Source organism: Streptomyces sp. CA-111067, from assembly GCF_050956065.1.
In the GTDB taxonomy this organism is placed as follows: domain Bacteria; phylum Actinomycetota; class Actinomycetes; order Streptomycetales; family Streptomycetaceae; genus Actinacidiphila.
In genome coordinates this window covers 5,642,294-5,659,558 of sequence record NZ_CP192103.1, presented here as the reverse complement: position 1 = coordinate 5,659,558, position 17,265 = coordinate 5,642,294, and the positions used below count along the sequence as shown (strand labels likewise).

General features: G+C 72.8%; 14 protein-coding genes and 1 riboswitch. Of the genes, 6 read left to right on the top strand and 8 right to left on the bottom strand.

From position 1 onward, the window contains the following. Positions 1–127: 127 nt before the first annotated feature. From ACQPW6_RS24955 to ACQPW6_RS24940, 4 genes are all read left to right on the top strand, one after another. Complete coding sequence (locus ACQPW6_RS24955) at positions 128–1,294, top strand: NlpC/P60 family protein (RefSeq protein WP_433891903.1); 1,167 nt, start codon at positions 128–130, stop codon at positions 1,292–1,294. Positions 1,295–1,438: 144 nt separating this feature from the next. Further along, positions 1,439–1,593, top strand: a riboswitch (cyclic di-AMP (ydaO/yuaA leader). A 7-nt stretch (positions 1,594–1,600) separates the two neighbouring features. After that, positions 1,601–2,680 (top strand): NlpC/P60 family protein, encoded by a 1,080-nt coding sequence (locus ACQPW6_RS24950; RefSeq protein ID WP_433891902.1) that lies wholly within the window; start codon positions 1,601–1,603, stop codon positions 2,678–2,680. Positions 2,681–2,991: 311 nt separating this feature from the next. Next, positions 2,992–4,077 carry an NlpC/P60 family protein gene (locus tag ACQPW6_RS24945; RefSeq protein WP_433891901.1) on the top strand — a complete coding sequence of 362 codons (1,086 nt, stop codon included), beginning with the start codon at positions 2,992–2,994 and terminating at the stop codon, positions 4,075–4,077. A gap of 132 nt (positions 4,078–4,209) precedes the next feature. Then, on the top strand, positions 4,210–4,389 hold the full coding sequence (locus ACQPW6_RS24940) for a hypothetical protein (RefSeq protein WP_433891900.1): 180 nt from the start codon (positions 4,210–4,212) through the stop codon (positions 4,387–4,389). A 94-nt stretch (positions 4,390–4,483) separates the two neighbouring features. On the opposite strand, the gene ACQPW6_RS24935 is transcribed toward ACQPW6_RS24940, so the two are convergent. From ACQPW6_RS24935 to ACQPW6_RS24925, 3 genes are read right to left on the bottom strand one after another with little or no spacing between them, the layout of a single operon-like run. Then, complete coding sequence (locus ACQPW6_RS24935) at positions 4,484–5,164, bottom strand: hypothetical protein (protein WP_433891899.1); 681 nt, start codon at positions 5,162–5,164, stop codon at positions 4,484–4,486. Positions 5,165–5,219: 55 nt separating this feature from the next. Then, complete coding sequence (locus ACQPW6_RS24930; RefSeq protein ID WP_433894646.1) at positions 5,220–5,960, bottom strand: LuxR C-terminal-related transcriptional regulator; 741 nt, start codon at positions 5,958–5,960, stop codon at positions 5,220–5,222. 5 nt (positions 5,961–5,965) lie between these two features. Next, on the bottom strand, positions 5,966–7,333 hold the full coding sequence (locus ACQPW6_RS24925) for a PspC domain-containing protein (RefSeq protein ID WP_433891898.1): 1,368 nt from the start codon (positions 7,331–7,333) through the stop codon (positions 5,966–5,968). Positions 7,334–7,432: 99 nt separating this feature from the next. On the opposite strand from ACQPW6_RS24925, the gene ACQPW6_RS24920 reads away from it, so the two are divergent. Both ACQPW6_RS24920 and ACQPW6_RS24915 read left to right on the top strand, forming a co-directional pair. Further along, positions 7,433–8,872, top strand: coding sequence for a PspC domain-containing protein (locus tag ACQPW6_RS24920; RefSeq protein ID WP_433891897.1), 1,440 nt, complete (start codon positions 7,433–7,435; stop codon positions 8,870–8,872). Beyond that, on the top strand, positions 8,869–9,102 hold the full coding sequence (locus ACQPW6_RS24915; RefSeq protein ID WP_433891896.1) for a hypothetical protein: 234 nt from the start codon (positions 8,869–8,871) through the stop codon (positions 9,100–9,102). The genes ACQPW6_RS24920 and ACQPW6_RS24915 overlap by 4 nt, the downstream gene beginning before the upstream one ends. Here the strand turns inward: ACQPW6_RS24915 and ACQPW6_RS24910 are convergent. From ACQPW6_RS24910 to ACQPW6_RS24890, 5 genes are all read right to left on the bottom strand, one after another. Then, positions 9,035–9,598 (bottom strand): DoxX family protein, encoded by a 564-nt coding sequence (locus ACQPW6_RS24910; protein WP_433891895.1) that lies wholly within the window; start codon positions 9,596–9,598, stop codon positions 9,035–9,037. The genes ACQPW6_RS24915 and ACQPW6_RS24910 overlap by 68 nt on opposite strands. 131 nt (positions 9,599–9,729) lie before the next feature. Then, on the bottom strand, positions 9,730–11,310 hold the full coding sequence (guaA, locus tag ACQPW6_RS24905; RefSeq protein WP_433891894.1) for a glutamine-hydrolyzing GMP synthase: 1,581 nt from the start codon (positions 11,308–11,310) through the stop codon (positions 9,730–9,732). A gap of 563 nt (positions 11,311–11,873) precedes the next feature. Continuing rightward, positions 11,874–13,667: a GMC oxidoreductase gene (locus tag ACQPW6_RS24900; RefSeq protein ID WP_433891893.1), complete on the bottom strand. Its 1,794-nt coding sequence runs from the start codon at positions 13,665–13,667 to the stop codon at positions 11,874–11,876. 72 nt (positions 13,668–13,739) lie between these two features. Then, positions 13,740–15,371: a succinic semialdehyde dehydrogenase gene (locus tag ACQPW6_RS24895; RefSeq protein WP_433891892.1), complete on the bottom strand. Its 1,632-nt coding sequence runs from the start codon at positions 15,369–15,371 to the stop codon at positions 13,740–13,742. Positions 15,372–15,555: 184 nt separating this feature from the next. Beyond that, on the bottom strand, positions 15,556–17,253 hold the full coding sequence (locus ACQPW6_RS24890) for a protein kinase domain-containing protein (RefSeq protein ID WP_433891891.1): 1,698 nt from the start codon (positions 17,251–17,253) through the stop codon (positions 15,556–15,558). Positions 17,254–17,265 lie beyond the last annotated feature (12 nt).

Below are 17,265 nucleotides of genomic sequence, written 5' to 3'. Positions count from 1 at the left end.
TACGCTCCGTCACCTGAGAAAAAGATTACGAAAAGGTATCGGGCCTATCGGACACCGCCCTTCCCAGCGGCGGGGGGCGTTGGCTACCGTGCGGCCCCAGGCAGCGTCCGGAAGGAGTCCGCCCGGAATGGCGACACACCGTAAGGCCCGTACCGCGATACTCAGCACGCCCGGCCCCCGCGTGGCGGTCGGCGTGACGACGGCGGCGCTGGCCACCATGACTCTCCTCGCGGAGACCGCGGACGCGGCCCCCGCCCCGTCCAAGCCCGCCCAGCCGTCCATCGCCGACGTCAAGGCGAAGGTGGACTCCCTGATGCACCAGGTGGACGCGGCCACCGACCACTACAACGGCACCAAGGAGCAGACCGACGCGCAGAGCGCGAAGGTCAACACGCTGCTGAAGCAGGCCGCGCAGAAGACCCAGCAGCTCAACGACTCCCGGCGGATCCTCGGCCAGTACGCCGCCGCGCAGTACCGCAGCGGCGGCGACGACTCCACCGGCCGCTACCTGCTCTCCGACAACCCGCAGGACCTGCTCGACCAGACGCACCTGACGAGCGTGATGGCCAAGCGGCAGCAGTCGGCCGTGGAGTCCTACCGGGTGCAGCAGGCCGCGGCCACCCAGCAGCGGATCGAGGCGGCCAAGAGCCTGGCCACGCTGACCACCCAGCAGGCCCAGCTCAAGACCGCCAAGCACGACGTGCAGAGCAAGCTGAGCCAGACGCAGACCCTGCTCAACAGCCTCACCGCGCAGGAGAAGAAGCGGCTGGCGGCGCTCCAGGCCAAGCAGGAGGCCGCGGCGAAGGCGGCGGCGGCCAAGATCGCGGCGCAGGAGAAGGCCAAGGAGCAGGCCAGGCTGCAGGCGGCCAAGGACGCCGCGGCGAAGGCCGCGAAGACCACGCCGGGCAAGGCCGTCAAGCCGGTCGTCCCGCCGTCCTCAGGCAGTTCGTCCAAGGCCCAGCAGGCCATCGACTTCGCCCGCGACCAGATCGGCAAGCCCTACGTGTGGGGCGCGACCGGCCCCGACTCCTACGACTGCTCGGGGCTCACCCAGGCGGCGTGGAAGGCTGCCGGGATCGATCTGCCGCGTACGACCTACGACCAGGTGGACTTCGGCACCCGGGTCTCGGAGTCCGACCTCCAGCCGGGCGACCTGATCTTCTTCTACAGCGATGTGAGCCACGTCGGCCTCTACATCGGCGACGGCGAGATGATCCACGCGCCGCACACCGGCACGTCGGTCAAGATCGCCCCCATTACCGAGATGCCCTTCTACGGTGCCGTTCGTCCGTAATTGGACCGCGAATCCACGCTCACAAGACGTAAGACCGCACAGCGATTTCGGTCACAATGGGATCCAAACTTCCCAAGAGTCGCCGAAGTTGACTACGGTATCCCGCTAGGTGACTCGTTCCTCGTCGATGCTGGTGTCGGCAGCGAGACACCTTCGCCTAATCCGGCCGGCGGCCGGAACCGGGGACCCAACAGCATTCCGGGGTGAATCGGGTGAGACGCCGAAAAGCGTCGAACCCGTAGGGCTGCCTTCCAGCCCGAACCCGTCAGCTAACCCGGTCGGCGGTCACGGAAGGAGTCGCCTCCCTTGGCGTCGCACCGCAAGCCGCGTACCCGGATACTCTCCACGACCGCCCCGCGCGCCGCCGTCGGTATCACCACCGCGGCCCTCGCCTCGGTCACCCTGCTGAGCGAGAGCGCGCACGCCGCGCCCGCCAAGCCCTCCATCGCCGAGGTCAAGGCGCAGATCGACACCCTGAACCAGCAGGCCGAGGTCGCGACGCAGCACCTGGACCAGGCCAAGGAGAAGACCGACACGCAGCGGGCGAAGACCAACCAGCTGCTCACGCAGGTCGCGCAGAAGACCGAGAAGATGAACGAGACCCGGCGGGTGCTCGGGCAGTTCGCCTCGGCGCAGTACCGCGACGGCGGCCTCGACCAGACGACGCAGCTGCTGCTCTCCGACGACCCGGCGGCGTTCCTGAACCAGACGCACACCATGGACCGGATGACCACGACGCAGCAGCAGGCGCTGGCCACCTTCCAGGTGCAGCAGGAGCAGGCGTCGATCCAGCGCGGCCAGGCGAGCAGCGCGCTCAAGGACCTGACCACCGCGCAGGCGTCGCTGGCCACCCAGAAGAAGAACGTGAACGCGAAGCTGGCCGCCGCGCACAAGCTGCTCAACTCGCTGACCGCGGAGCAGAAGGCGCAGATCGCCAAGATGCACCCGAAGGCGTCGAACTCCTCGGGCTCCTCGGGTTCCTCCGGCTCGTCCACGGCGTCCAACGCGAGCTACCCGACGTACTCGGGCCCCGCCTCCGGCCGCGCCCAGCAGGCGATCAACTTCGCGCTGGCGCAGCGCGGCAAGCCGTACTCCTCCGGGATGACCGGCCCGAACTCCTACGACTGCTCGGGTCTCACCCAGGCCGCGTACGCCTCGGCCGGCATCCACATCGGCCGCACCACCTACGACCAGTACGACGACGGCACCCACGTCTCGGAGTCCCAGCTGCGCCCCGGCGACCTGGTGTTCTTCTACTCCGGCATCAGCCACGTGGGCATCTACCTCGGCAACGGCAACGTCGTGCACGCGCCGCACACCGGCGGGGTCGTGGAGATCGCGCCGATGAGCTGGATGCCGTTCGCGGGCGCGGTCCGGCTGGCGTAACCGGTCGCACCCGGTCCCGACCGCCGTCCAACGGCGGTCGGTTACGGACAGCGGAGAGCGATAAGGGAACAACCCCGGTCACTTGCCCCGGGCACTCCCCCCTTCAGGTTTAGCGTCACTCCTCAGGTGGCCGATCCCCACAGCCGTCGCAACCGGCGGCACGGCCATCCCCGCCGAAGGTCCGGCGGCGTCCGTTCCCCCGTACGGGCGCCGCCGGGCCGACCCCGGAAGGAGTGACGGCCGGCATGGCCTCACACAGTCCCCAGTCCAGGCCAGCATCACACCGCAGGACGTCACCCCGTACGGTGACGATGACCCGTACGGCCGCCACCCTGGCGCTGGCCTCGGCCGCGTCCGTCACGCTGTTCGGCGAGACCAGCCACGCGGAGCCGCGGCTCACCCCGGCGGAGGTCAAGTCCCAGGTGGACTCCCTCTACCGGCAGGCGGAGCAGGCCACCGAGCAGTACAACGGCGCCAAGGAGCAGGCGGACGCCGCCGGCAGCGCCGTCGACCAGCTCCAGGACGAGCTGGCCCGCAAGACCGCGCGGCTCAACACGCTGCGGGACGAGGTCGGTTCGCTGGCCGCCGCGCAGTACCGGGGCGGTTCGCTCGACCCCACCGTGCAGTTCGCGCTCAGCGGCGCGCCGGACGCGTACCTGGAGCAGACCAGCCTGCTCAGCCAGATCGGCAGCAGGCAGACCGCGACGCTCGACCAACTCACCGTGCAGCAGCGGGAGGTGACCGCCACGCATGACGCGGCCGGCGAGAAGCTGGCCACGCTGCGCGGCGCGCAGACGAAGGTCGCGGACCGCAAGCGGACGGTGGAGCGCAAGCTGCACCAGGCGCAGGCGCTGCTCGACCAGCTGACCGCCGCGCAGCGCGCGGCAGTCGCCGCCGCCGACTACGGCTCGGCGCCGGCCGACGCGGCCAGCCGCGCGGCGCAGCGCACCCCGCTCGGCACGTCCACCGGAAGCGGAAGCGGCACCGGGACCGGCACCGGCACCGGCACCTCCGACGCCGCCCCCGCCGGCTCGGCGCCCGCGGCCTCCGGACGGGCCGCCAAGGCCGTCGCGTTCGCCTACCGCGCGCTCGGCCTGCCCTACGTGTGGGGCGCCACCGGACCCAACGCCTACGACTGCTCCGGCCTCACCCAGGCCGCCTGGCGCGCGGCCGGCGTCTCGCTGCCGCGCACCACGTACACCCAGATCAACGCGGGCACCCGGGTCTCGGAGTCCCAACTCCAGCCCGGCGACCTGGTGTTCTTCTACTCCGGCATCAGCCACGTCGGCCTGTACATCGGCAACGGCCAGATGATCCACGCCCCGCACCCCGGCGCCCCGGTCCGGGTCGCGCCGATCTCCGAGATGCCCTTCGCGGGCGCGACCCGCCCCGCATAGCCCGGCCGGCCAAGCCCCCGCACGGCCGCCCGTCGACCGCCCAACCTCAAGTTCCGCTCAGGAAGCGTGCGACGGGCCCCGCGCGGGCGCAGACTTGTGGTCGGGGTATTCCCACGGCAAGGGGGCTCGGCCATGAAGACTTTCCTCAGGACGGCCGTCACAGAAGTGCGTGACGCGATCACCGGCCGGCGCCGGCTGCGCCGCTACACCCACCCGGACGCGCACCGCACGGCGGTCAACCGCGACAGCAGCCTCGCCGGCAGCTACCGCCCGGCCCCGCCCTCGAACACATACGGGCCGAGCGGCTTCTAGCAGCCCGTTCCTCCCTGAACTCGCGGCGGGTCCGGCGACGTCCTTCCCCGTCTCCCGGCCCGCCGCGCGCCATCCCGCAGCCGCCGGTCGGATCTCAGCGGCACACCGGATGGCCGCCCGAACCGGGCTGCTGCTTCATCGGGAGGCGTTCGGTGGCCGGCTCGCCGTCCCGGCTCACCTGGACGGTCAGCGAGCCGAGGGTGACGGCGGGGAACGTGATCGCGTAGACGATCCGCCGGCCGCCGGTCATGGTGCCGATGTTGTGCACGGCGACCGGCTCCCCGTTGCAGGTCACGGACTTGACGGTCTCGTGCTCCGCGCCGAAGACGACATTCCACGTGTCGACCTCGGTGGCGGCGATGGTCCGCAGCCGCGGACTGCGGCCGACCTCGGGGTCGGTCCCGCAGGTCAGCGGGGACATCGCGGCGGTGGTGGCGATGCCGTGGCACTCCCGGCCGTCCGCGGTCTCCCAGACGAACATCGACCGGCCGGAACCCTCGCTGACCAGCAACGGCCCTTGCGGGCCCGGCGCGTCGTCGCCCAGCTCGCGCTGGTGGGAGAGCATGAAGCGGGTGGACGCGCTCACCGTGGTCCGGTCGTCGCCGGGCGTGGAGACCGTCGCGGTGGGACGGGCGTCGGGCCGGCCCAGGCCGGCCGTCGGCGCGGAGTCGTCAGCGCGCGAACCGCCGGAGCCCCCGGTGCAGGCCGCCGCGGACACCAGCAGCCCCAGCAGGCCGAGCAGCAGCGCCACCGCGGCGAGCGGCGTCCTCCTCATCGCGGTCCCGTCCCCTTCTCACCGGCTCGCCCTCGCGGGCCGGGGGAACAGGATGTCAGACCAGCCGGCGCGCGGTCGCCCACCGGGTCAGCTCGTGCCGGTTGGACAACTGCAGCTTGCGCAGCACCGCCGAGACGTGCGACTCGACCGTCTTGACGGAGATGAACAGCTGCTTGGCGATCTCCTTGTACGCGTACCCGCGGGCGATCAGCCGCAGCACCTCACGCTCGCGCTGGGTGAGCCGGTCCAGGTCCTCGTCGACCGGCGGCGCGTCGGTGGACGCGAACGCGTCCAGGACGAAGCCGGCCAGCCGGGGCGAGAACACGGCGTCGCCGTCCCGCACCCGGAACACGGAGTTGATCAGGTCGGGTCCGGTGATCGTCTTGGTGACGTAGCCGCGGGCGCCGCCGCGGATCACGCCGATCACGTCCTCGGCCGCGTCCGAGACCGACAGCGCCAGGAAGCGCACCGGCTCGTCGGGGTCGGCCATCAGCGGCGCGCAGCGGCGCAGCACCTCCACCCCGCCGCCGCCGGGCAGGTGGACGTCGAGCAGGACGACCTCGGGCCGGGTCGCGGTGACGACGCTGACCGCCTGGTCCACGTCGGCGGCCTCGCCGACCACCTCGACGCCGGTCTCGGCGGTGGCGCCGATCTCCGCCTGCACGCCGGTGCGGAACATCCGGTGGTCGTCGACGAGCACCACCCGCACCCGCCGGCCGCCGTCGCCCGCACCGCCCTCGCCCGTGCCGCCCTCGTCCACGCCGCCGACACCGCCCGTACCGACCGTTCCGCCCATGCCGCTCATGCCGCCGCCCTCTCCATCTCCAGCTCGACTTCCGTACCGCCGCCGGGCGCGGCCCGCAGCCTCGCCTCACCGCCGTTGCGCTGCATCCGGCCGATGATCGACTCGCGGACGCCCATCCGGTCGTCCGGCACCTGATCGAGGTCGAATCCCGGGCCGTGGTCCCTGACCGAGACGAAGACCTTGGTCCCCTCCACCTCCGCGAACACCTGGACGGCCTCGTCGCCACCGTACTTGGCCGCGTTCACCATCGCCTCACGCGCGGCCTGCATCTGTGCCGCCAGGCCCTCGTCGAGCGGGCAGTCGCCGACGCAGACCACCTCGACCGGCACCCCGTGCGCGTCCTCCACCTCGGCGGCGGCGGCCCGTACGGCGTCGGCGAGCGTCTTCGGCTCGTCGTCCTTGCCGGTGCCCTCAGGACGGTACAGCCAGGCGCGCAGCTCGCGCTCCTGCGCGCGGGCGAGCCTGGTGACCTCGCGCGGCTCCTCGGCGTGCCGCTGGATGAGGGTGAGGGTGTGCAGCACGGAGTCGTGGACGTGCGCGGCGACCTCGGCGCGCTCCTGCGCGCGGATCCGCATCAGCCGCTCCGCCGACAGGTCCTGCGCCATCCGCACCAGGTACGGCCCGGCGATCAGCGCCACGCCCACCAGTACCGCGAGCGCGGCTTGCAGGATGCCGCCGAAGTGGCTGTTGCTGCCGCGGACCAGGATGAAGCCGGTGACGCCGGTGACCACCAGGCCGACGCCGGCCGCGGCCCTGGCCAGCGGCCAGAACCGCTTGCCGTGGCTCATCTCGACCCAGCGCGCCTTGCGGGCGTTGTCGGCCTGCCGCCAGATCAGCGCCACGCCGAGGCCGACCACGAGCACCGGCCACACCGCGCGGTTGGCGGCGCCGAGGTTCATGTTGTCGATCAGGATGCCGGTGCCGACGGCCACCGCGATCAGCGCGATGATCTGGCCCTTGTCGGGGCGCTTGCCGGCCAGCCAGGACCGGGCGTCGCGCGGCTCCTTCGCCTCGGCGACACCGCCGACACCCAGCGGTACGAAGAACCAGAAGACGGCGTAGAGCAGCACGCCGATGCCGTCGCAGGCCGTCAGCACCATGAACAGCACCCGCACCCACAGCACCGGCAGCGCGAAGTGGCCGGCCAGGCCGCGTGCCACGCCGCCGATCATCCGGCCCTCGGAGCTGCGGTAGAACTTGCGCACGCCGGAGTCGCCGCTCTGGGCGCCGGGGGCGGCGCCGCCGGCGCCGGAGAGGAAGGAGGCGCCGGTGGGCGCACTCGACGTCGCTCCGGGGTGCGCTCCGCCGGGCGGCCTGCTCGCTGACATACCCCGATCGTCACACGGCGGGCCGGTCGCGGGCATCAGGGTTGACCCCGGGGGTTGCCCCCAGGGGACGGATCAGGGACGGACCAGGGTCGTGACGGGTGCCCGGCGGGCCGCCGACCGGCCACCATGGTCGTCATGAAGGACGAGCCGCCTCCCGACACCGCCGCACCGGGCGACGACGCGCCACGTGCCGCGGCCCCGAGTGACGCCGATCCGACCGCCGATCCCACCGCGGAGCGGGCCGGCGATCCGACCGCGGAACCCACGGAACCGTTCGCGGAACCGGCCGGCGCCACCCGGGCCGACGCCGGCCTGGAGGACGGGACGGTCGCCGCCGGCTCCGACGCCGAGGACGACCTCGCGCCGAAACCCCGCCTCCTGCGCGGCCGCGACCACAAGATGCTGGCCGGCGTCTGCGACGGCGCCGGGCGCTACTTCGACATCGACCCGGTGATCTTCCGGGTGGTGCTCGCCGTGCTGTCGCTGACCGGCGGCATAGGTCTGATCATCTACGGCATGGGCTGGCTGATCGTCCCGCAGGAGGGCGAGCGGCAGAGCGAGGCGCACCGGCTGCTGTCCGGCCGGATCGAGGGCCCGCCGCTGATCGCCGTGCTGATGACGCTGGTCGGCTGCGGCCTGTACGCGTCGATGCTCGGCAACGGCGCCAACCAGGCGTTCTCGCTGATCCTGCTGGCCGCCACGGCCGGCGCCGTCTACTGGTCGATGCTGCGCCGCAGCGGCGGCCTCGACAGCGAGGCGACGGCCGCAGCGGCGGCGGTGATGGTCGACGTGCCGCCCGCGGCGCAGGCGCCCCCCTCCCCCGGCGGCACGCCGTCCTGGTGGCGCGACCCGCTGGCCAAGGACGGCCCCGGCTACCTGTGGGGGCCGGACGACGGGCCGTACGGCGACATCGACCGGCAGCGGTGGAAGGAGCGCAAGAAGGCGGTCAGGCGCGAGCGGTCCTGGCCGCTGAGCGTGACGGCCTTCCTGCTGGCCGGCACGGCCGCGGCCGTCGGCGCCGGGGTGTCGGCGCAGTACCAGTCGCCGACCGCGGCCACCGAGATCGGCCTCGCCGGGGCGCTGAGCGTGTACGGGCTGGCCTTCGTGACCGCCTCGTTCGCCGGCCGGGCCCGCGGCGGGACGGTGTTCATGTCGCTGCTGCTCCTGGCCGGACTGGTCGGCGCGGCCTCGCTGCCGAAGGACCAGGCCGGCTGGACCACCACCTGGCGGCCGTCGGACGCGGCGGCGGTCCAGCCCACGTACCTGCGCGGCGCCGGGAGCGGCAACCTGGACCTGACCGCGCTGGATCTGGACGGCGGCACGGTCAGCACCCATCTGAAGGTGCGGGTCGGCGAGGCCGTGGTGAAGCTGCCGCCGGACCTCACGCTGAACGTGACCTACCACGTCGCGGTGGGCGACGTGCTGCTGTCCGACCACTCGCACAGCGGCGTGGACCTCAAGAACGACAAGGAAGAGAAGCCGCTCATGCTGACACCGCTCAATGGCGCCAGGTCCACCGGCACCGTCAACCTCAGGGTGGACGTCGGCGTCGGAGACCTGCGGGTGACCCGATGAGGCGGCACCGGTTCGAGCCGGCCGCCCTGGTGATGGGCCTGGTGCTGCTGACCCTGGCGGTCTTCTTCTTCCTCGACGCCGGCCAGGTCTGGCACCTGGACGTGCACCGCTCGGTGCCGATCGTGATCGGCGGGCTGGCGCTCGCGGTGCTGACCGCGATCGTCACGCAGGTGGCGCGGAGCGTACGCGATCTCCGTGCTCGCCGGCGGCAGCAGAGCCGGCGGACGTAGCGGGCCGGCCGAGCGCCGTCGCGGGGCCGGACGCGCCGCGGCGGCGCCTGAGCCACTGGTCGAGCGACAGGTACGGGGTGCCGGCCAGCACCATCGGCAGCCAGGCCATCAGGTAGGCGAGGTCGTTGCCGTAGTAGTACGGGGTGGCGTTCCAGCTCACGGTCAGCCACAGGCTCAGCGAGATCGCCGCGCCGCCGAGCGCGGCGATCCGGCCGAGCAGCCCGAAGAACATCCCGAGGCCGGCCGCCAGCTCGCCGAGCGCGATCGCGTAGCCGAAGCCGTGCGGGGCCTTCTCGGCCAGGCTGACCATCGCGGGTATCGCCGCGGTGCTGTGCGAGAAGTGCAGGGTCTGCACCAGGGAGCCGTTCGCCGAGTCGGTGAAGAACGTGTCGCTGGTCAGCTTGTCGAGGCCGGCGTACGTGAAGGTCACGCCGAGGAAGATCCGCAGCGGTAGCAGCGCGTACCGGCCGGCGGTCTCCCGCCAGGTGTCGAGCATCGTCTCCCGCCTCTCCCGCCGCCCGTGCTTCCTGGTGGAAACGGTTCTGCCGGGTACGGCGGTGTCAGTGGGCTATACGTACACCCGGCGGCTGTGACTCAACGCGGCGCCCCGGAAGTTCCGCCGCGCCCCTACTCCCACTCGATGGTGCCCGGCGGCTTGCTGGTCACGTCCAGGACGACCCGGTTGACGTCCTTGACCTCGTTGGTGATCCGGGTGGAGATCCTCGCCAGCACGTCGTAGGGCAGCCGGGACCAGTCGGCGGTCATCGCGTCCTCGGAGGAGACCGGGCGCAGCACCACCGGGTGGCCGTAGGTGCGGCCGTCGCCCTGGACGCCGACCGAGCGGACGTCGGCGAGCAGCACCACCGGGCACTGCCAGATCTCCCGGTCGAGGCCGGCCGCGGTCAGCTCCTCGCGGGCGATGGCGTCGGCCTCGCGCAGCAGGTCGAGACGCTCGCGGGTGACCTCGCCGACGATCCGGATGCCCAGGCCCGGGCCGGGGAACGGCTGGCGCTGCACGATCTCCTCGGGCAGGCCCAGCTCCTGGCCGACCATCCGGACCTCGTCCTTGAACAGCTGGCGCAGCGGCTCGACCAGCTGGAACTGCAGGTCCTCCGGCAGCCCGCCGACGTTGTGGTGCGACTTGATGTTCGCGGTGCCGGTGCCGCCGCCGGACTCCACCACGTCCGGGTAGAGGGTGCCCTGCACCAGGAACTCCACCGGCTGGTCGCCGGGCGCCTCGGCCACGATCTCGGCCTGCGCCTGCTCGAAGACCCGGATGAACTCCCGGCCGATGATCTTGCGCTTCTGCTCCGGGTCGCTGACCCCGGCCAGCGCGGTGAGGAAGCGCTCGCTGGCGTCCACCACCTTGAGCTGGACGCCGGTGGCGGCCACGAAGTCCTTCTCGACCTGCTCGGTCTCGCCCTTGCGCATCAGGCCGTGATCGACGTAGACGCAGGTCAGCTGGGAGCCGATGGCCTTCTGCACGAGCGCGGCGGCGACCGCGGAGTCCACGCCGCCGGACAGCCCGCAGATGGCCCGGCTGCTGCCGACCTGGGCGCGGATCAGCGCGAGCTGCTCCTCGACGACGTTGACCGTGGTCCACTCCGGCTCGATGCCGGCGCCGCGGTAGAGGAAGTGCTCCAGGATCTGCTGGCCGTGCGTGGAGTGCAGGACCTCCGGGTGGTACTGGACGCCGTAGAGCCGCTTCTCGTCGTTCTCGAAGGCGGCGACCGGGACGACGGAGGTGGACGCGGTGACGGTGAAGCCCTCCGGCGCCGCCGAGCAGGCGTCGCCGTGCGACATCCACACGGACTGCTCGGCCGGGGTGCCCTCGAAGAGGGTGGAGCCGGGCCTGGAGACGTCGAGCTCGGTGCGGCCGTACTCGCGGGCGCCGGTGTTGTCGACGGTGCCGCCGAGCGCGGTGGCCATCAGCTGGAAGCCGTAGCACATGCCGAAGACGGGGACGCCGGCTTCGAAGATCGCCCGGTCGAGGGAGGGCGCGCCCTCGGCGTAGACCGAGGAGGGCCCGCCGGACAGGATGATCGCCCGCGGCTTCTTCGCGAGCATCTCGGCGACCGGCATGGTGGACGGCACGATCTCGCTGTAGACCCGCGCTTCGCGCACCCGGCGGGCGATGAGCTGGGCGTACTGGGCGCCGAAGTCGACGACGAGTACGGCGTCGGGGGCGGAGGGGGTCGCTGCTGCCACGGGTTGCCTTCCGGCGGATCGCTACGGGGATACCCCGATCCTACCGGCCCCGGCCGGCCCGGTCGCGCCCCGTCAGGGGCGCGGGGCTTTGCCTGATATGCGGCTCCGCCGCGTGGCCGCGACCCGAAGCCCGGCGGCGGGCGTGACCTCTTTCAGGGGGATCACCCGAACGGCACGTGACCGCCCCGCCGCCTCTTCGTTGGAGGTGATGTCCGTGCCATCCAGGGGCGGTAACCAACACCACGCGTGGAAATGGACACCGCTTAGACGCAGCTAGGCGGGGTGTGACCGATGCGATGAGGCGGGTGCAGTCGTGCGCCCGCCGTGGGACCTCGTATCGGTGAATGTGATCGGAAGGCAGGGGACAGCCGTCCGGTCGCGACTCAAAGAGGCGGTCGGTCACGGGGACGCTCGGGATCGGCCGCTCTGCGAGAACCACATTACTCACGTCAGGCACCCGGCATGGACTTCCGCTCCACGATCGGGTGAAGCACCGCCCGTCTGTACGTACTTCCCCCCTCGATCAGGCGGGCGCGGCGGCACAGCAGGAGGAGTCAGAAGAGTCAGGCGGGCCCGCCGTCCTTCGGCGGCACCGCGGGCACCGGAAGCAACGGGAGCCGGAGCCCCCCGAAGGCCCCCTCCGGCACCACCGGGGCGGCGGGCCGTACCGCGGCGATCCCGCGGTAGCCCTCGCCCTGGCCGGGCCGGGGGTCGGCCTCGCCCTTGTTCGGCCACAGTGCCATCGCGCGCTCCGCCTGCGCGGTGATCGTCAGCGACGGATTGACGCCGAGGTTCGCCGAGACGGCCGAACCGTCCACCACATGGATGCCCGGGTGCCCGTAGAGCCGGTGGTACGGGTCGATGACGCCGTGCTCGGCGTCCGCGCCGATCGGACAGCCGCCCAGGAAGTGCGCGGTCATCGGCCGCTGGGTGGCCTCGCCGATGTTGCTGCCGGCGAACCCGTTGATCTGCTCGGCGATCAGCCGAGCCGCCTCCGCGCCCTCCGGGATGTGCACCGGGTTGGGCGTGCCGTGCCCCTGCCGCGCGGTGAGCAGGCCCTTCCCCAGCCCCTTGGCCTTGCGGTACGTGCTCAGCGAGTTGTCGCTGGTCTGCATGACCAGGCCGATGATGGTCCGCTCCGACCAGCGGCGGTTGGACAGCGACCGCACCGCCACCACCGGGTGCCGCAGGTAGTTGGCCGCGAACTCCAGCCAGCGCGGCTGCCTCCCGCCGTACGGCGCCGCCATGATCGACAGGTTGCCCATCGCGTTGGACCCCTTGCCGTAGCGGACCGGCTCGATGTGCGTGTGGTCGTTGGGGTGCACCGAGGAGGTGATGGCCACGCCCCGGGTGAAGTCCAGCGTCCGGTCCGGGTGCTTCTTGCGGTACCGGGACGGGGTGGTCTGCGCGCCCACCAGCGCCTCGGAGTTGGTCCTGGTCAGCTCGCCGAGCCGGGCGGAGATGCCGGGCAGCCTGCCCTCGTCGCGCATCGCGTGCAGCAGGGTCTGGGTGCCGTAGGTGCCGGCCGCGACCACCACCTGCCCGGCCCGCAGCACCTGCCGCCGGCCCTTCTTGCGCTGGTCGGTGGGCACGGTGGTGACCCGGTAGCCCCCGGCGGGGTCCTCGCTGAGGCCGGTGACGGTGGTCATCGGGTGGATGACGGCGCCGGCGCTCTCGGCCAGGTGCAGGTAGTTCTCGTTGAGGGTGTTCTTGGCGCCGTGCCGGCAGCCGGTCATGCACTCGCCGCACTCGGTGCAGGCCCGCCGGGACGGCCCGGCACCGCCGAAGTACGGGTCCGGCACCTCGCCGCCGGGCTCGGCGGTGGCCTGCCCGTCCGCGTCCTGCCCGTCGCCGAAGAACACTCCGACCGGCGCCAGGTGGAAGGTGTCGCCGGCCCCCATGTGCTCGGCGGCGGCCCGCAGATGCTCGTCGGAGGGGGTCGTGGTCGGGTTGAGCCGGACGCCGAGCATCCTGCGCGCCTGGTCGTAGTACGGCGCCAGTTCCTGCTGCCAGTCGGTGATCCCGCCCCACTGCCGGTCCTCGAAGAACGCCTTCGGCGGCACGTAGAGGGTGTTGGCGTAGTTCAGCGAGCCGCCGCCGACGCCCGCGCCGGCCAGCACCAGGACGTTGCCCAGGACGTGGATGCGCTGGATGCCGTACAGGCCGAGGGCCGGCGCCCACAGGTAGTTGCGCACGTCCCAGGAGGTGCGGGGCAGTTCGGCGCGCGCGAAGCGGCGGCCGGCCTCCAGGACGCCGACCCGGTAGCCCTTCTCGGTCAGCCGCAGCGCCGAGACCGCGCCGCCGAACCCGGAGCCGATGACGAGGACGTCGTAGTCGTAGCCGTCCTGCTGTGACACGTGTTCCTCCGGCTCGGTACGGGTGACGGGACGGGGTGGCGGGTGACGGTGGCGGGACGGGGCCGGCGCGGGTCAGCGCAGCCGCAGGGCCTTCATCACCCGCAGCGAGCGGTTCAGGAAGGCGGCGTAGCTCTCGTCGTCCATGCCGAGCGCCGGGCCCATCGGCAGCAGCCGCTGGGTGGCGACGGTCTGCGCCTCGGTGTACTTCAGGATGCCCTCGGAGCCGTGCCTGCGGCCCAGCCCGGAGTTCTTCATGCCGCCCATCGGCGCCCGGACGCTGCCGTACGCGGAGGCGTACGCCTCATTGACGTTGACGGTGCCGGACCGCAGCCGGGCCGCGATCCGCCGGCCGCGCCGGGTGTCGCGGGTCCAGACGCTGGAGTTGAGGCCGTACTCGGTGGCGTTGGCGCGCTCCACGGCCTCGTCCTCGTCGTGGAACCGGTAGACCGACACCACCGGGCCGAAGGTCTCCTCGGTGCAGACCGCCATCGGGGCCTCGACGCCGGACAGCACGGTGGGCTCGTAGACGTACGGGCCGATGTCGGGGCGCGGCCGGCCGCCGGTGAGCACCGTGGCGCCCTTGTCCCTGGCCTCGTCCACATGCCGGCTGACCACGGCCAACTGCCGCTCGCCCGCCAGCGATCCCATGCCGGCCCCGTACGCGAGCGCGGTGCCGAGCCGGATCGCGCGGGTGCGGGCGACGAACTTCTCGGTGAAGGCGTCGGCGACCGACTCGTCCACGAACAGCCGCTCGATGGAGATGCACAGCTGGCCGGCCGAGGCGAAGCAGGCCCGCACGGCGCCGTCGGCGGCCTTGTCGAGGTCGGCGTCCTTGAGCACCAGCAGGGCGTTCTTGCCGCCGAGTTCGAGGGAGGCGCCGATCAGCCGGGCGGCGGCCCGCTGCGCGACCTCGCGGCCGGTGCGGGTGGAGCCGGTGAAGGACACGTAGTCGGCGTGCTCGACCAGCGCGGGGCCGACCACCGGCCCCTCGCCGATCACGATCTGCCAGACGCCGGCCGGCAGCCCGGCCTCGATCAGCTGCTCGCGGGCCCACAGCGCGGTGAGCGCGGTCTCGGTGTCGGGCTTCATCACCACGGCGTTGCCCGCCACGAAGGCGGGCAGCGCGTCGCCGACGGACAGTTCCAGCGGGTAGTTCCAGGGCGCGATCTGGCCGACCACACCGCGCGGCTGGCGCAGCTCGACGGCCTTGGTCAGCGTCGGGATGGCGCCGGTGTGCCGCTTGGGCTTGAGGTAGTGCGGGGCCGTGCGCCCGTAGTGCCGGGCGGCCATCGCGACCACCTGCACCTCCTCGTGGGCGTGCAGCCTGGCCTTGCCGGTCTCCAGCTGGATCAGGTCGAGCACCTCGGACTGCCGGGCGAGCACCAGGTCGTGGAAGCGCAGCAGCACCGCGGCGCGCTGCCTGGCGGGGGTGGCGGCCCAGCCTCGTTGCGCCTCGCGGGCCTTTTCGAAGGCCGCGGCGACCTCGTCGGGGGTGGCCTCGGGCAGCTCGGCCAGCCGCTCGCCGGTCAGCGGGGTGTGGTTGGCGGTGCGGCCCGTCCCGGTGACGCCGCGGGTGAGCCGGGCGATCAGGTCGGGCGTGACGACGTCCTCGGCCCCGCGGCCCGCGGCGGCGGGCGGCGCGACCGGGTTGCCGTCGGTGGGGGCACCGTCAGTGGGGGCGCTGCGCTGCGGCGAATCCGTCATGCCGGTGAGGTTACGACTCGGGGGCGCCGGTTGGATACCCGTCAGTAGCCCATTTCTCGATGATCCGCGCAATTAAGCCAGCATCTGCTGGCGGTGTGGTGATCATCGCAGTTCAGTGCGGTGCTACCGCGGGTACGTCCAGGGGCCGGTGACGGCGCCGGCGCCGGTGGGCGCGCCGGTACGTTCAGCGGTGCGGGCGGAAGCTCGCCACGGCCTCGTCGAAGATCGCGCGGGCCTGCTCGACCCGGGCGATCGGGGCCGACAGCCACAGGTCGTACATCCGGCCGTCCTGCGTCCAGCACAGGTCGAAGGTGCGGCGGGCGCCCGGCTTGTTCGGGAAGCCGTCGTAGGTGAACTCCCACAGGGCGGCCTCCTGGCCGCGGTGGGTGGTCCTGGTGATCACGCCGTCCCGGTAGCCCTTGTAGCCGTTCGCGCTCGGGCCCGCCACGTCCTGGTCGTGCATCACGCCGTACGGCCCGCGCGGATCGGGCTTCTGCTCGCGCTCGCCGAACCGGAAGCCGCGGTCGGCCGACCAGTAGTACGTACGCGGCGGCTCCGGATCGCGGACGTAGCCGGCCGGCAGCACGACCGAGAAGCCCTTGGGGTCCTCGACCCGGGTGGAGCCGGCCGGCACCGGGGCGGTGTGCGGCGCGCTGCTCGCGGGCGGCTTGGCCGGCCCGGCGGTCGTGGCGGGCGCGGTGCTGCGGACCACCGGTGCCCCGGTGGTGGCGGCCGCCGGGTCGCCGCCGCTCCCCCGGGTCACGAGGACCGCGGCGGTGGCGCCGGCCGCCACGGCGAGGACGGTGAGCACGGCGATCCCGGCCCGCCGCCGGCCGCGGCCGCGCCGGGTCGCCAGCGGCCCCGGTCCGCCACCCGTCGGCAGCTGCGGAGTCCCCGCGCGGTCCGCCGGGGTACGGCCGGCCGGGCCGCCGACATCGGCCGCCGCGCCCGGGTCGGCGCCCGGATCCGCGCCCAGGTCGGGCTCCGGCCGGCGCACCAGCTGCGGGGTCGGCGGCTCGATGCCGTACTCGGCGTAAGCCGTGAGCACCGTCATCGCCTCGGCCGCCGCCATCCGGCGGGCCGGATCGCGGTCGAGCAGCCCGTGCACCACCGGCAGCAGCGCGCCGACCGCCGAGGGCGGCCGGATGTCGTCGATCGCCACCGCGTGCACGATCTCGCCGATCGACTCGCGGTGGAACGGCGAGTGGCCGTCCACGGCCGCGCACAGCAGCGCGCCCAGCGACCACAGGTCGGACTCGGGGCCCGCGCTGCCGCCGCCCGGCATCATCCGCTCCGGCGCGGTGTACTCGGGCGAGCCCACGAAGGCGCCGGTCTCGCTGATCGTGGCACTGCCCGGTATCCGGGCGATGCCGAAGTCGGTCAGCACCACCCGGCCGGTGCGCTGCTCGATCAGCACGTTCGCCGGCTTCACGTCACGGTGCTGGATCTCCCGGTCGTGCGCGGCGCGCAGCGCGCCGGCCACCGCCGCGCCGATCCTGGCGGCCTCGCGCGGCGGCAGCGGACCGTCCTCGGACAGCACCGCCGCCAACGAGCGGCCGTCCACCAGCTCCATCACGATCCACGGGCGGCCGTCCTGCTGCACCACGTCGTAGACCACCACCACGTGCGGGTGCTGGATCCGCGCCACGCTGCGCGCCTCGCGCAGCGCCCGGTCCCGCTGGGTGCTCGACTCGTGCTCGGACAGCCCGTACTCGGGAAGGTGCATCTCCTTGACCGCGACCTGCCGGTCGAGCAGCTCGTCGGTGGCCCGCCAGACCGTGCCCATGCCGCCGCGGCCGAGCCGCCCGGTGATCCGGTACCGGCCGGCGACCACGTCCCGCGGTATCTGCGAGGCCGTGATCCATCCCCCGTCACTTGCCATGCCGCAATCATG